The 13,187-nt window shown below is 62.4% G+C and carries 14 protein-coding genes and 1 pseudogene; 8 read left to right on the top strand and 7 right to left on the bottom strand.

Going from position 1 to position 13,187, the window contains the following annotated elements:
* Positions 1 to 149: 149 nt before the first annotated feature.
* The 3 genes from L9B60_RS14040 (at position 150) to L9B60_RS14030 (ending at position 2,250) form a co-directional block, all read left to right on the top strand.
* Positions 150 to 1,259 (top strand): PepSY-associated TM helix domain-containing protein, encoded by a 1,110-nt coding sequence (locus L9B60_RS14040; RefSeq protein ID WP_249679406.1) that lies wholly within the window; start codon positions 150 to 152, stop codon positions 1,257 to 1,259.
* Positions 1,256 to 1,438 (top strand): DUF4175 domain-containing protein, encoded by a 183-nt coding sequence (locus L9B60_RS14035; protein WP_249679405.1) that lies wholly within the window; start codon positions 1,256 to 1,258, stop codon positions 1,436 to 1,438. The genes L9B60_RS14040 and L9B60_RS14035 overlap by 4 nt, the downstream gene beginning before the upstream one ends.
* A gap of 185 nt (positions 1,439 to 1,623) precedes the next feature.
* The gene (locus L9B60_RS14030) at positions 1,624 to 2,250 is read left to right on the top strand and encodes a glutathione S-transferase (RefSeq protein ID WP_249679404.1); all 627 of its coding nucleotides are present in this window, start codon (positions 1,624 to 1,626) and stop codon (positions 2,248 to 2,250) included.
* 72 nt (positions 2,251 to 2,322) lie between these two features.
* Here L9B60_RS14030 and rloA2 read toward each other — a convergent pair whose 3' ends face one another.
* Complete coding sequence (gene rloA2, locus L9B60_RS14025; RefSeq protein ID WP_249679403.1) at positions 2,323 to 2,826, bottom strand: retropepsin-like aspartic peptidase RloA2; 504 nt, start codon at positions 2,824 to 2,826, stop codon at positions 2,323 to 2,325.
* Between the two features lie 335 nt (positions 2,827 to 3,161).
* Here rloA2 and L9B60_RS14020 point away from each other — a divergent pair.
* Positions 3,162 to 3,326, top strand: a pseudogene (locus L9B60_RS14020) (acyltransferase); the annotation flags it as partial.
* Here the strand turns inward: L9B60_RS14020 and L9B60_RS14015 are convergent.
* Entirely contained in the window at positions 3,323 to 3,889 is a 567-nt protein-coding gene (locus tag L9B60_RS14015; RefSeq protein ID WP_249679402.1) for a DUF2780 domain-containing protein, read from the bottom strand. The pseudogene L9B60_RS14020 and the gene L9B60_RS14015 sit on opposite strands and share 4 nt — an antisense overlap.
* Positions 3,890 to 4,083: 194 nt before the next feature.
* Here L9B60_RS14015 and L9B60_RS14010 point away from each other — a divergent pair, with 194 nt between their 5' ends.
* The 4 genes from L9B60_RS14010 (at position 4,084) to L9B60_RS13995 (ending at position 6,865) form a co-directional block, all read left to right on the top strand.
* Positions 4,084 to 4,677 (top strand): fasciclin domain-containing protein, encoded by a 594-nt coding sequence (locus tag L9B60_RS14010; RefSeq protein WP_249679401.1) that lies wholly within the window; start codon positions 4,084 to 4,086, stop codon positions 4,675 to 4,677.
* 66 nt (positions 4,678 to 4,743) lie between these two features.
* Positions 4,744 to 5,340, top strand: a complete 597-nt coding sequence (locus L9B60_RS14005; RefSeq protein WP_249679400.1) for a sigma-70 family RNA polymerase sigma factor — start codon at positions 4,744 to 4,746, stop codon at positions 5,338 to 5,340.
* Positions 5,337 to 6,011, top strand: a complete 675-nt coding sequence (locus tag L9B60_RS14000; RefSeq protein WP_249679399.1) for an anti-sigma factor — start codon at positions 5,337 to 5,339, stop codon at positions 6,009 to 6,011. Before L9B60_RS14005 ends, L9B60_RS14000 begins: the two co-directional genes overlap by 4 nt.
* Positions 6,012 to 6,115: 104 nt before the next feature.
* On the top strand, positions 6,116 to 6,865 hold the full coding sequence (locus L9B60_RS13995) for a YkgJ family cysteine cluster protein (RefSeq protein ID WP_249679398.1): 750 nt from the start codon (positions 6,116 to 6,118) through the stop codon (positions 6,863 to 6,865).
* 41 nt (positions 6,866 to 6,906) lie between these two features.
* Here L9B60_RS13995 and fdhA read toward each other — a convergent pair whose 3' ends face one another.
* The 5 genes from fdhA to L9B60_RS13970 all read right to left on the bottom strand — a co-directional run bounded on the left by fdhA (position 6,907) and on the right by L9B60_RS13970 (position 13,173).
* Entirely contained in the window at positions 6,907 to 8,106 is a 1,200-nt protein-coding gene (fdhA, locus tag L9B60_RS13990; RefSeq protein WP_249679397.1) for a formaldehyde dehydrogenase, glutathione-independent, read from the bottom strand.
* A gap of 112 nt (positions 8,107 to 8,218) precedes the next feature.
* Complete coding sequence (gene purU / locus L9B60_RS13985; protein ID WP_249679396.1) at positions 8,219 to 9,076, bottom strand: formyltetrahydrofolate deformylase; 858 nt, start codon at positions 9,074 to 9,076, stop codon at positions 8,219 to 8,221.
* Between the two features lie 98 nt (positions 9,077 to 9,174).
* The gene (locus L9B60_RS13980) at positions 9,175 to 9,807 is read right to left on the bottom strand and encodes a sarcosine oxidase subunit gamma (RefSeq protein ID WP_249679395.1); all 633 of its coding nucleotides are present in this window, start codon (positions 9,805 to 9,807) and stop codon (positions 9,175 to 9,177) included.
* A 22-nt stretch (positions 9,808 to 9,829) separates the two neighbouring features.
* A complete protein-coding gene (locus L9B60_RS13975) occupies positions 9,830 to 12,847 on the bottom strand; it encodes a sarcosine oxidase subunit alpha (protein ID WP_249679394.1) in 3,018 nt (1,005 codons plus the stop codon).
* Complete coding sequence (locus L9B60_RS13970) at positions 12,844 to 13,173, bottom strand: sarcosine oxidase subunit delta (RefSeq protein ID WP_249679393.1); 330 nt, start codon at positions 13,171 to 13,173, stop codon at positions 12,844 to 12,846. The genes L9B60_RS13975 and L9B60_RS13970 overlap by 4 nt, the downstream gene beginning before the upstream one ends.
* Positions 13,174 to 13,187: the final 14 nt, after the last annotated feature.

Raw genomic sequence — 13,187 nt, 5'->3', positions numbered from 1 at the left:
GAAAACAGGCGAGGAAGCGGAGTTGACTGGTTGTCAATGAGCATTCCGATCGGACTCGCGCACGAGCCTGTTTTCAACGCAGCATGGCCGAGCTGGGATACATTTCGTACAGAGCCTAGTGACGGCTTTGGTCTTTCTGGACTGACACCATGAAATCCACCACCATCCGCCGCTGGTCGTTCATTCACACCTGGTCCAGCCTGATCTGCACGCTGTTCCTGTTGTTGCTGGCCCTGACCGGTTTACCACTGATATTCCACCACGAAATCGAACACCTGACGGGCAATGCCCCGCAGTTGCGCGAGATGCCCGCCACCACCCCGCAGTTGGACCTGCAGCAACTGGTCGAAGCCGCCAAGGCCCATCGCCCAGGCGAGGTGATGCAATATTTTGGCTGGGACGATGATGATCCCAACGGCGTCTGGTCGATCATGGCGGCCACGGCTGGCACCGACCCTAACGACTCGCACACCTTCATGCTCGACGCCCGTACCGGCGAAGCGGTGGAAACGCCGGGTGCCAACGGCGGCTTCATGATGGTGATGCTACGCCTGCACGTGGACATGTACGCCGGGTTGCCAGGCAAGCTGTTCCTGGCCTTCATGGGCGTGCTGTTCGTGCTGGCGATCGTCTCGGGTGTAGTGCTGTATGCGCCGTTCATGAACCGGTTGAAATTTGCTACCGTGCGCCCCAACAAGTCGAACCGGCTGCGCTGGCTCGACCTGCACAACCTGATCGGCGTGGTCACCCTGACCTGGGCGCTGGTAGTAGGCGTGACCGGCGTAATCAGCGCCTGCGCAGACCTTGTGATCGCGGCTTGGCGCAATGACAGTTTGAGCGCCATGGTCGAGCCCTACCGCAATGCACCGCCACTGCAACAGTTGGCGCCCGCCTCGCGGCTGCTGGAGATCGCCCAACAGGCGGCGCCAGGCATGGTCGCGGACTTCATTGCCTTCCCCGGCACGCGATTTTCCAGCGAGCACCACTACGCGGTGTTCATGAAAGGCAGCACGCACCTGACCTCGCACTTGCTGACGCCGGTGCTGATCGACGCCAGTAACCTGCACGTCACGGCAGTCGGCCAGCGGCCTTGGTACATGGACGCCATGGGCTTGTCGCAGCCACTGCATTTTGGCGACTACGGCGGCCGGCCAATGCAGATCTTGTGGGCACTGCTGGATGTGCTGACCATCATCGTACTGGGCAGCGGGGTTTACCTGTGGTGGGTGCGCCGTCGCAGCAAGGCGGTGGTGGCATGAAGCGCGCTTCTGGATTCTGGCCGGTGTTTGCCTGGCCGCTGTTGATTGCCTTGATCGGTGGCGCCGGGTTGTTTGCCGCGTTGTTGGGCGATGGCTGGTGGGACAGCCTTTCCTGGCTGGGGTTGGGGATACCGGCCGTGCTCAGCCTGACGGGGTTGCGGCGGGCTTTTCGCGGATAATCGCGCCGCCCCTGTAGGAGCGGATTTATCCGCGAAAAAAATCGCCGCGGTGTCTCTGGTCCTGCGCGGTGCGGCCTTCGCGGATGAATCCGCTCCTACAAGGGGGTTGCAACAGCGGGTCTATTCGCGAACCAGGCGACACGGTCTTCCATTATGATAAACCCTCGCTCACCCGAGGGTTCACCATGTCCACCCCTAGCATGACCCTGTTCCACAACGCCGCCTCGCCCTACGTACGCAAAGTCATGGTGCTGTTGCACGAGACCGGTCAACTTGGGCGCGTGGCCTTGCACACCTGCGTGCTCAGCCCGGTCAGCCCGCACGAGAACCTGAACGCGGAAAACCCCGCCGGCAAGATCCCGGCCTTGCGCCTGGCCGATGGCGCCGTGCTGCACGACAGCCGGGTGATTCTCGATTACCTCGACCAACAACATGTCGGCAACCCGCTGATCCCTCGCGAAGGCTCGGCCCGCTGGCGGCGCCTGACCATCGCTTCGCTGGCCGACGCAATACTCGATGCGGCGCTGCTGATTCGCTACGAAACCGCCATGCGCCCGGTGGAAAAACACTGGCAGGAATGGCTGAACGGCCAGGCCGAAAAGATCGTGCGCACCGTGGCCTATCTGGAAAAAGACGCCATGGCCGAACTGGCCTCGACCTTTGACGTGGCCGCGATCAGTGTCGCCTGCGCCTTGGGTTACCTGGACTTCAGGTTGGCGCATTTGGGCTGGCGGGACCAGGCGCCGCAGTTGGCGGCCTGGTATGCCGAGGTGGCGCAGCGCAGTTCGATGGTGGCCACGCAGCCAGCCTGATGGATCGGGTTGCCCGTTCGCGGATGAATCCGCTCCTACAGGAGCGGGTTTATCCGCGAAGGCGCCCTAAACTCAACACTCAGGGTCGCCCGCCGTAAACCGCCGTGCCGGGTTCACCGCCGCGCCCATCTCGCGCAGCGCCTTGGCGCCGATCAGCAGCGGATAGTTGAAGCTGCTGCGGTCAACCAGATTCACCTCCACCGTCTGCTTCAAACCACCCATGCACATCTCAAGGTCGACCACCGGGCGCTTGGCCACTTCGGTGGTCTCGCCTTCGTCATCTTCGTCGGCACGGCTCTTGATGCGGCTGATGCGCGACACCTTGTGCTCGAACACCTTGCCATCCGCGCCTTTGGTGGCCAGGCGGAAACGCACCCAGTCATCGCCGTCACGCTTGAACAGCTCAATGTCCTTGGCCGACAGCGAAGCGGTCAATGCGCCGGTGTCCATCTTGGCTTTCAGGGTTTGCCCGCCGATCTCCGGCAGCTTGATGTACTCGTATCGCCCGTACAGGGTCGGCTCGGCCGCCATGACCGGCAAGGCCAACAGTGACAACAGCGCAAGAACGGATTTCACCGGGTGGTTTCCTCAAGTCGAAAAGGCAAGGTTCGTGTTTAGACACGGGGCCTTTGATAGGTTCGCTCGCCAGCATAGCGAAAAAATAGTGAAACATTTGCAAGGCACCGAATGGCCGCAAGGATTTGGCGTGTGGCCACGACCTGCTTATCATTGCCGGCCCCGTACAGACTTCAAGAGTCGACTTATGCGCCGCCTGCTCACCGGCTGTTTCGTGACACTGCTGCTATTGCTCAACACCCTGACCCTGATCGGCCCGCTTATGGTGTTCGCCTTGCTCAAGCTGATCGCCCCCGGCGGGCGAGCAATTGGACCGCCTGCTCGGCGGGCAGATCAGCGAGGTTATCGTCGACATCCGCTCACGGGGCATCGACCCGGCGCTGATCAAAGGCGATTACGAAAACGATCCGGCGTTCCGCCAGAGCGTCCAGAACTGGGTCAACCAGCTCTGGACCGAGAAGGACGCGCGCATCGACCGCCTGCACGCCGAGATGAATTAACCGCCTACGCCCCAGATACCGCCCAGGCTCTTGAGCAGGGTACCGCCCACGCCTTGCTGGCCCAGGTACTGCAGGATCACCGGGGCAAACTGGCCGACCATGCCGCTGTCCATGCCCAAGGCGCTGAAGGCGTTGTTCATGTCGCCGGTGGTTTTCACGTTACCCAGGGCGTTGTTCAGCGTCGAGGAATCGCCACCGGACTTGCCCATCAGGCCGCCCAGGCCGTTCAAACCACCCAGGGCGCTGTTGCCCGACAACTGGTCGAGCCCCGGTACCGATTTGCTCAACTGCGAATAATCGGCGCTGCTCAGTTTGTTCTTGGCCAGGCCCAGCATCGCCCCGGTACCGCCCACCGCCTGTTGCGGGGTGACATTGAGTTGCGTGCCCAGCGTGTTCAAAAGGCCTGCGGCCTGAGGCGCCGCTGCCACAGCGGCGCCGTTCTTGTCGCTGCCGCCCTGCATCGACGAGGCGGCATTCACCGCATCGTTCAGGTTGAAGGCAAACACCGGGCTGGCGGCCAGTGCCGTCAATGTCGCCAGGGTGATACCGCGCAGAATCTTCATCATGAACCCCTTGTGCCAATAGGCCGCACGCCGATGGATGGCCTGCGGCAAAAATCGATGATTTGACCGTGAATCATCCGTTTGCGTTCCTCACCGAAATAAATTGTAGCGCGTTGGCATCCAGTTCCTTACCGGCGCCGTATATCAAGCACGGACAGATCACTGGCCGCCCTTCTACAACAAGGAACACCACCATGATGCGCATTTCGATGAAGGCCCCCCTGCTTGGCAGCCTCATGACCCTGGCCCTGAGCACCCCTTTGATCGCCCTGCCGACCCAGGCAGCCGACATGGCCATGGCCAATGTGATGGTCGGCGGCCAGAACATGCTACCCAGCAAGGATATCGTCGACAACGCGGTCAACTCCGCCGACCACACCACCCTGGTGGCCGCCGTGAAAGCCGCAGGCCTGGTTGACACCCTCAAAGGCAAAGGCCCGTTCACCGTGTTCGCACCGGTCAACTCGGCGTTCGCCGCCCTGCCTGCCGGTACCGTCGATACCCTGCTCAAGCCTGAAAACAAAGCCACCCTCACCCACATCCTGACCTACCACGTAGTGGCCGGTAAGCTGGACATGATGGAACTGGCCAAGCGCATCAAGGCCGGCGGCGGCAAGGCCGAACTGACCACCGTCAGCGGCGGCAAGCTGTGGGTGTACATGAATGGCCCACACAACATCGTGGTCAAGGATGAGAAAGGCGGCGTAGCTGACATCAGCACCTATGACGTGATGCAATCGAACGGCGTGATCCACGTGATCGACAAGGTCTTGATGCCCAAGAGCTGATTGGACACCATCATGAATGGAACAGGCGCGCCTCGTGAACTAGGCTCAGACAGCCACCGACCTCATATGGGGCGAGTCGAGGCGCGCGAGTTCGTTTTGTTCAGGAGAAAGGCCATTTCCACCGTCGACACCGATCTACTGCGCCAACTGCTGGCCGAATGTTCGCTGGGTAACCGGCGCTCATTCGAGCAGCTCTATCGAATTACCAGTGCACGGCTGCACGGCGTGGCCTTGCACTGTGTGCGGCGGCGCGAGCTGGCCGAGGAAATCGTGCAGGAGAGCTTCGTGCGAATCTGGAACAACGCCTCGCGCTACGACGCCAACCTCTCGGCCCCCCTGACCTGGATGGTCAATATCACCCGCAACCTGGCCATCGACCTGCTGCGTCGGCGTCATGAAGAGCCGTTGAGTGACCTGCAACTGGAGACTCTGGCCGACGACAGCCCAGCCGCCGACGAACAGTTGAGCAGCGCCCGCGAGGCGAAAGCTTTGGGCCGTTGCCTGGATGACCTGGAAGGCATGCAACGCCAGTCGATCCTGACTGCTTATTTCCATGGGCTGAGTAACGCCGACCTGGCCTCGCACCTGAATGCGCCGCTGGGCTCGGTCAAGTCGTGGATCCGCCGAGGCATGGAGCGCCTGCGCAGGTGCCTTGAATCATGAACTACCAGAACCCCACCCTGCGCCGCGCCTTGGCCGCCGATTACGCCATCGGCCTGATGCCCGCCAGTGCTCGCCGCCGTTTCGAAAAACTGATGCTCGACGACCGCGCCCTGCGCCTGGAGCTGGCACAGTGGCAAGACACCCTGGCCAGCCTGCACGAGCCCATCGCCGACCAACCGGTGCCCGAGCATGTGTGGCAAGCCGTGGTCGCACGGATCGAACCGCAACAGCTGCACGTGCCGGCAAAACGGCCGTTCTGGAATTGGCTGCGGGTTGGCGCCCTGGCCGCCAGCATCGCGGTAGCCGTGACTTTGGGCGTGGTCTACAACCAGGATTCGGCGCGCTACAGCGCCACGCTGGTGACCGCCAGCAATCAGCCTTCGATCAAGATCCAGGCCTACGCCCAATACTTGCAAGTGGAGCCAGTCGACTTGCCCGCGGCACCTGCCGACAGCAGCATGGAATTGTGGGCCATCCCGGCAAATGGCAAGCCGGTTTCGCTGGGGCTGATGCCCGAGGGTGGCAAAGGCCGAATCAGCCTGAATGAAAGCCAGCAAAAACTGCTGGGCGAGCCGATTGCCTTGGCAGTCAGCCTGGAACCCCGTGGTGGTTCGCCGACCGGGCAGCCGACCGGGCCGGTGTTGTTGCATGGCAACGTGGTGGTTTTGTAACCCCATATTGCAAGCTCAGCTTTCTTCATTCAGCGGCGGGTAGTTTTTGCGAGAATGCATGGTTGTAACTGAAACCGTACATTCCGACACAAGGCCCGCTGCTGATGAATACGTCGTTTACCTGTGTGGGCTGTGGCAAATGTTGCCGCGATCATCATGTGCCGCTGACGCTGGTCGAGGCCCGTGACTGGGCGCGATCGGGTGGCAACGTGATCGTATTGGCCGAGGCTTTCCTGGCCAATGGCCTGGGTATCAGCGAATCCCAGCGTGAACACGCCTTGCGTCGTTCGGCCGTGGTGCGCAGCGGTAACACCGACCTGCATTTGGCGATCACGTTCGCGGCGTTCAACCCGGGAGCCTGTCGTAATCTGGACAGCGAGAACCTGTGTACCATCTATGACACGCGGCCTTTGGTGTGCCGGATCTACCCCATGGAGATCAACCCGCACATTCCCTTGAACCCGTTAGCGAAGGAGTGCCCGCCCGAATCATGGGAAAGCGGCACGCCGTTGATCGTTGGCTCGACATTGGTGGACTTGGAGTTGGCACAGCTGATCGAACGCTCGCGCCAGGCCGATCGAGACGACATCGGCGCCAAGGTGGCGATTTGCGAGCGATTGGGGATTCAGGTCACGGCACTCAAGGGCGACGGCTTTACCGCCTATTTGCCCGACATGGCGGCGTTCAGCGCAGCGCTGCAACAGGTCGAACCGAACGCGGCGCCAGCCTCCAACACTCACTGGACCCTGCACCTGTCCGGGCCAGACGTCGCGCAACAGGTTCAGAGCCAAGGCGCCCTGGCTACCGTGGAAGGCGCGGCGAGCTACACCTTCATACCATTACGAGCCGCCTGACCGCGGGCAGAAAAAAGGCGGCTTGCGCCGCCCCTCTTCAGTTATGCCGCACTGAACAGCTTGTGCGGGTCGATGACAAATTTCTTCGGCACCCCGGCATCGAACTCGCCATAGCCCTGCGGCGCCTGGTCAAGGCTGATCACCTGCACGCCCACCACTTCGGCGATGTTGATGCGGTCCCACATGATCGCTTGCATCAACTGGCGGTTGTACTTCATGACCGGGGTCTGGCCAGTGTGGAAGCTGTGGGATTTGGCCCAACCCAAGCCGAAGCGAATGCTCAGCGCGCCGACCTTGGCGGCGGCATCCACCGCACCCGGGTCTTCGGTCACGTACAGGCCGGGGATGCCGATCTTGCCGGCCACCCGTACCACCCCCATCAGCGAGTTGAGCACCGTGGCCGGGGCTTCATGCTGGGCGCCGGCATGGCCATGACCGCGGGCTTCGAAGCCCACCGCATCCACCGCGCAGTCGACTTCTGGCTCACCTAACAGGTCGGCGATCTGTTCGTGCAGCGGGGTGTCCTTGGACAGGTCGGCAATTTCAAAACCCTGGGCCTTGGCGTGGGCCAGGCGCACCGGGTTCACGTCACCGATGATCACCACCGCAGCACCCAACAAGCGCGCCGAAGCTGCGGCGGCCAGGCCAACCGGGCCGGCACCGGCCACGTAGACTGTGCTACCGGGGCCCACGCCCGCCGTCACGGCACCGTGGTAACCGGTGGGCAAGATGTCGGAAAGGCAGGTCAGGTCGCGAATTTTCTCCATGGCGCGGTCGCGGTCGCCAAGCCTGAGCAGGTTGAAGTCGGCGTAGGGCACCAGCACGTATTCAGCCTGGCCTCCCACCCAGTCACCCATGTCGACATAGCCATAGGCACCACCGGCCCGCGCCGGGTTGACGGTCAGGCACACGCCGGTGTGTTGCTCCTTGCAAGAGCGGCAGCGGCCACAGGCCACATTGAAGGGTACCGACACCAGGTCGCCGACCTTGAGGTTTTCGACATCCTTGCCCACCTCAAGCACTTCGCCGGTGATTTCGTGGCCCAGCACCAACCCGACCTGGGCAGTGGTACGGCCACGTACCATGTGTTGATCAGAGCCACAGATATTGGTTGAAACCACACGCAGAATCACACCATGCTCGATGCGTTTACCACGTGGGTCCTGCATTTTCGGGAAGGGAATTGTTTGCACCTCGACCTTGCCACTGCCCAGGTACACCACACCGCGATTACCAGACATGCTTTCACCTCGCTGTTGTTTTTATGAGTTACAGCTTTGTGGCCTCTTCGCGGATAAATCCGCTCCTACAGGAAATCACTGCAGGAGCGGATTTATCCGCGAACAGACCCAATCAGAGCACTACCGTGCGCCCCCCATTCAGGAACACCCGCCGCTCAATGTGATACCCGACGGCCCGCGCCAGGGTCTGGCACTCGATGTCGCGCCCCTTGGCAATCAGGTCTTCGGCGTAGTGGCTGTGGTCAACCACTTCCACGCCCTGGGTGATGATCGGGCCTTCATCCAGGTCGTTGTTGATGTAATGCGCCGTGGCGCCCACCAGCTTCACGCCTTTGTTGTAGGCCTGGTGGTACGGTTTGGCGCCCTTGAAGCCGGGCAGCAGGGAGTGGTGGATATTGATCGCCCAGCCGTCCAACTGGCGGCACAGTTGGGGTGACAGCACTTGCATGTAGCGAGCAAGGATCACCAGTTCCGCGCCGGTTTGCTCGATCACCTCCATCACCTTGCGCTCCTGCGCGGGTTTATCGAGGGGGTCGAGGGGGAAATGGTAGTAGGGAATTGCGTGCCAGCGCGCCAACGGTTCCAAATCAGGATGGTTGGACACCACCGCGACGACGTCCATGGACAGTTGGCCGATGCGCTGGCGGTACAGCAAATCATTGAGGCAGTGATCGGCCTTGGACACCATGATCACCACCTTGGGCCGGTATTGCGGGGCCGTCAGCTCGAAGACCATGCCAAAGGCCTGGCCGCGCTCGACCAGGCCTTCGCGAAAGCCTTGCTCGTCGAAGCCGTCAGGCTGGCGAAATTCCACGCGGATAAAAAAGCGCGAAGACAGCCGGTCATCGAACGAATGGTGCTCGGTGACATAGCAGCCCTGCTCGAACAGGTAGCGGGTGACCGCGTCCACCGTGCCCAGCACACTGGGGCAATCGGCAGTCAGAATCCAGGTATCGGGGGCGCGGCTCATGGGTAGGCTCCGGTTCGGTGGGGTGGCTTTCGCGGATGAATCCGCTCCTACAGGGATCTCATATGCCCCTGTAGGAGCGGATTTATCCGCGAAAAGAATCAGGCAATAACGTTCAGGCCGAACTCGGCCGAGGCATCCTGCAACCACAACCACCAGTAATCGGAGAAGCTGCGGCGTACCAGCAGCTCCCAGGTTTCGTCACCCGTGCGGCGGATCACCAATTGCGACTTGGCGAACACCGTGCCCACCGCCTTGCCCACCGGGAAGTTGTCCGGGTGCACGTCGTAGCTGGTGGACTTCATCAGCACGTCGCGCACGTTGGGGCCGCTCAGTTCGAGGACCTGCTGGCCGCCGCTGACGTTGACCACCGAGATGTGCTGGCCCGCCAAGGCTTCGCGCAGAGCCTTTTCGCTGGCCACTTCCTGGCCGCCCGGCACGATCAACAGCCACTCGTCCGGGCCCATCCACTGCAGCGACGTATCGCCGTTGGCGACCATGCTCAGGGCCGTCGGCAGCTCCAGGCCCAAGGCCTTGTGCACGCCGCCGGCGAAGGCGGCGTCATGGCCGTTGCCACGAAGGGTGAGGTGGCCCAGCAGCTTTTTCTCGCGCAGGGTCACGCCTGCGTTCTTGCGGCCCTTGCCCACCAGGCTGAACAGGTCGGCATGGTGCAGCGAGGATTCGGCCTTGGCGCCCGAAGCCGGGCGTTGTTCGTATACGTTGACTGTGGTCATGTGGACACCTGTCATAAAATTTTCAGACGTTCTGCTGATCGCCTTTCGGGTCGAAGAACACCGAAGAGCAGATCTGCGCCTCGATCACGCTGCCATCGGCCAGCGGTGCGAACACCGTTTCGCCGATGCGCTTGAGGCCGCCCTTGACCACCGCCAGGGCAAACGAGTGGCCCAGGGTGGAACTCATGTAGCTGGAGGTCACGTGGCCGACCATCGCCATGGGGATGGTCTGTTTGGTGTCGAGCACCAGTTGCGCGCCCTCCGGCAGCACTTTGTTCGGGTCCACGGGCTTGAGGCCCACCAGTTGCTTGCGCTGCTCGCGCACGCAGTCTTCGCGGTTCATGCCCCGCCAGCCCAGCCACGAGAACGGCTTGGTACGGCCTACGCACCAGCCCATGTTCAAGTCGTCCGGGGTCATCGAGCCATCGGTGTCCTGGCCGACGATGATGAAACCCTTCTCGGCGCGCAGCACGTGCATGGTCTCGGTGCCATAAGGCGTGAGGTTGTATTTCGCGCCGGCTTCGGCGATCTGTTCAAGCACACCCATGGCGTAGTCGGCCTGGATATTCACCTCATAGGACAGCTCGCCGGTGAACGAGATACGGAACACCCGCGCCGGCACGCCGCCGACCAGGCCTTCCTTCCAGGTCATGAACGGGAAGGCGTCCTTGCCCAGGTCGATATCGGTCACTTCGCTGAGCAGCTTGCGGCTGTTGGGGCCGGACAGCGTCAGGGTCGCCCAGTGGTCGGTGACCGAAGTGAAGTACACCTTCAGGTCTGGCCACTCGGTCTGCTGGTAGATTTCCAACCATTGCAGCACGCGCGCAGCACCGCCGGTGGTGGTGGTCATCAGGAAGTGGTTGTCGGCAAGGCAGGCGGTCACGCCGTCGTCGAAGACCATGCCGTCTTCCTTGCACATCAGGCCATAGCGGGCCTTACCCACGTCCAGCTTGGTCCAGGCGTTGGTGTAGATGCGGTTGAGGAATTCGCGCGCGTCCGGGCCCTGGATATCGATCTTGCCCAGGGTCGAGGCGTCGAGCAGGCCGACGCTGTCACGCACCGCCTTACACTCGCGCGCAACGGCCGAATGCAGGTCTTCGCCACGCTTGGGGAAGTACCACGGGCGCTTCCACTGGCCGACGTCTTCGAATTCGGCGCCGTTTTTCACATGCCAGGCATGCAGGGCAGTGAAGCGCACCGGCTCGAACAGGTGGCCGCAATGACGGCCGGCAATCGCGCCGAACGTGATCGGCGTGTAGTTGGGGCGGAACATGGTGGTGCCCATCTCGGTGATCGAGATGCCGCGGCTGCGCGCCGCGATGGCCAGGCCGTTGATGTTGCCCAGCTTGCCTTGGTCGGTACCGAAGCCCAGCGCGGTGTAGCGTTTGACGTGCTCGACCGACTCGAAACCTTCACGGGTAGCCAGTTCGATGGCCGCGGCGGTGACGTCGTTTTGCAGGTCGACGAACTGCTTGGGCGCCCGTGCGGTGGCCTTGTCGTGCGGCACCTGGAACAGCGCCAAGGTAGGCTCTTCCTTACGGACCAGGGCTTTGGGCACGGTGCCTTCAACGATCTTGAAGCCGGCTTCGGCCGCCGCGCGAGCGCCGCCTTCGAAGCCATCGCTGAGGGCATCGGCCAGCGCGAACACGCCGTTCACACCCCCCACGCACACGCGTTTTTGTGGGGCATCGCCTGGCACGAAACCAAGGATGTCTTCACGCCAGATCGGCTTGCCGCCCAGGTGTGAAGCCAGGTGCACCACCGGGCTGTAGCCGCCGGAGGTGCCTACCAGGTCGCATTCCAGCCACTCGCCGGGGCTGGTGACTTTATGGCCATTGACGTCGATGGCGGCGACACGGGCAGCGGTCACGTGCTTGCTGCCACGGGTTTCGATCACAGCACTGCCGGTCAGGATGCGGATACCCTTGGCGCGCGCCTCTTCCACCAGCGCGCCGCGCGGGTTGTGGCGTGCATCGGCGATGGCCACTACCTGCAGGCTGGCGTCAAGCCAATCCAGGGCCACCCGGTAGGCGTAATCGTTGTTGGTCGACAGCACCAGTTTTTTACCCGGTGCCACGCCGTAGCGGCGCACGTAGGTCGACACGGCACCGGCGAGCATGTTGCCGGGGACGTCGTTGTTGCCGTACACCAGCGGGCGTTCGTGAGTGCCGGTTGCCAATACCACGCGCTTGGCGCGAACCCGGTGCAAGCGCTGGCGCACTTGGCCGATCGGTGCGCGGTCACCCAGGTGGTCGGTCAGGCGCTCGTGAATGGTCAGGAAGTTATGGTCGTGGTAACCGTTGACGGTGGCGCGTGGCAGCAATACCACTTGCGGCAGCGATTTAAGCTCGTCCACCACCTGCGCGACCCACTCGGCCGCCGGTTTGCCATCCAGGCTTTCGCGGGTGTCGAGCAGGCTGCCGCCGAACTCTTCCTGCTCATCGGCCACGATCACGCGGGCACCACTGCGGGCAGCTGCCAATGCAGCAGCCAGGCCCGCAGGGCCTGCGCCGACGATCAACACGTCGCAGTGCTGGTTGAAGTTGTCGTAGGTGTCGGGGTCGTTCTCGACAGGCGAGCGACCCAACCCTGCGGCCTTGCGGATGTACTTCTCGTAAGTCATCCAGAAGGACTGCGGGTACATGAAAGTCTTGTAGTAGAAGCCCGGCGGCATCAGCTTGCCGCCGACCTTGCCTAGGATGCCCATCATGTCGGTGTTCACGTTCGGCCAGCCATTGGTGCTGGTGGCGACCAGGCCCTGGTAGAGCGCCTGCTGGGTGGCGCGCACGTTGGGGATCTGGGTGGCTTCGGTGGCGCCGATCTGCAACACCGCGTTCGGCTCTTCGCAGCCGGCGGCAAAAATGCCCCGTGGGCGCGAGTACTTGAAGCTGCGCCCGACAATGTCCACGCCATTGGCCAGCAATGCCGAGGCTAGGGTGTCGCCTTCAAAGCCCTGGTAGGTCTGGCCGTTGAAGGTGAAGGTGACTTTCTTGCTGCGGTCTACGCGACCGCCATTGGACAGGCGATTGACCTGGCTCATACCTTTTCTCCCACACCACTGGCAGCCGATTGCGGGCTGGCCGCCTTGGCCGTCACTTGCGGCTTGGCGCCGATCGGATAGGTCTCGAGAATCTCGTACGTCACCGTGTCGCGGGTGGCGTTGAAGTACTGGCGGCAACCGGCCGCGTGTATCCACAGTTCGTGGTGGATACCGCGCGGGTTGTCGCGAAAAAACATGTAGTCGCCCCACTCTTCATCCGAGCAGGCGCCTGGGTCCAGCGGGCGCGGGATGTGCGCCTGGCCCGAGGCGTGGAATTCTTCTTCGGAGCGCAGTTCGCCGCAATGAGGACAGAAGATATGCAACATGAGGAAATTCTCCT

Source organism: Pseudomonas abieticivorans (assembly GCF_023509015.1).
Lineage (GTDB): Bacteria > Pseudomonadota > Gammaproteobacteria > Pseudomonadales > Pseudomonadaceae > Aquipseudomonas > Aquipseudomonas abieticivorans.
The sequence above is the reverse complement of the archived record's forward strand: the minus strand, read 5'-3'. Positions and strand labels throughout refer to the sequence as shown.

Bases quoted from the DNA above. Each gene is read 5' to 3' on its own strand.
- L9B60_RS14040 (WP_249679406.1), top strand. From the start codon at position 150: ATGAAATCCACCACCATCCGCCGCTGGTCGTTCATTCACACCTGGTCC.
- L9B60_RS14035 (WP_249679405.1), top strand. From the start codon at position 1,256: ATGAAGCGCGCTTCTGGATTCTGGCCGGTGTTTGCCTGGCCGCTGTTG.
- L9B60_RS14030 (WP_249679404.1), top strand. From the start codon at position 1,624: ATGTCCACCCCTAGCATGACCCTGTTCCACAACGCCGCCTCGCCCTAC.
- L9B60_RS14015 (WP_249679402.1), bottom strand. From the start codon at position 3,889: ATGAAGATTCTGCGCGGTATCACCCTGGCGACATTGACGGCACTGGCC.
- L9B60_RS14010 (WP_249679401.1), top strand. From the start codon at position 4,084: ATGATGCGCATTTCGATGAAGGCCCCCCTGCTTGGCAGCCTCATGACC.
- L9B60_RS14005 (WP_249679400.1), top strand. From the start codon at position 4,744: ATGGGGCGAGTCGAGGCGCGCGAGTTCGTTTTGTTCAGGAGAAAGGCC.
- L9B60_RS14000 (WP_249679399.1), top strand. From the start codon at position 5,337: ATGAACTACCAGAACCCCACCCTGCGCCGCGCCTTGGCCGCCGATTAC.
- L9B60_RS13995 (WP_249679398.1), top strand. From the start codon at position 6,116: ATGAATACGTCGTTTACCTGTGTGGGCTGTGGCAAATGTTGCCGCGAT.
- fdhA (WP_249679397.1), bottom strand. From the start codon at position 8,106: ATGTCTGGTAATCGCGGTGTGGTGTACCTGGGCAGTGGCAAGGTCGAG.
- purU (WP_249679396.1), bottom strand. From the start codon at position 9,076: ATGAGCCGCGCCCCCGATACCTGGATTCTGACTGCCGATTGCCCCAGT.
- L9B60_RS13980 (WP_249679395.1), bottom strand. From the start codon at position 9,807: ATGACCACAGTCAACGTATACGAACAACGCCCGGCTTCGGGCGCCAAG.
- L9B60_RS13975 (WP_249679394.1), bottom strand. From the start codon at position 12,847: ATGAGCCAGGTCAATCGCCTGTCCAATGGCGGTCGCGTAGACCGCAGC.
- L9B60_RS13970 (WP_249679393.1), bottom strand. From the start codon at position 13,173: ATGTTGCATATCTTCTGTCCTCATTGCGGCGAACTGCGCTCCGAAGAA.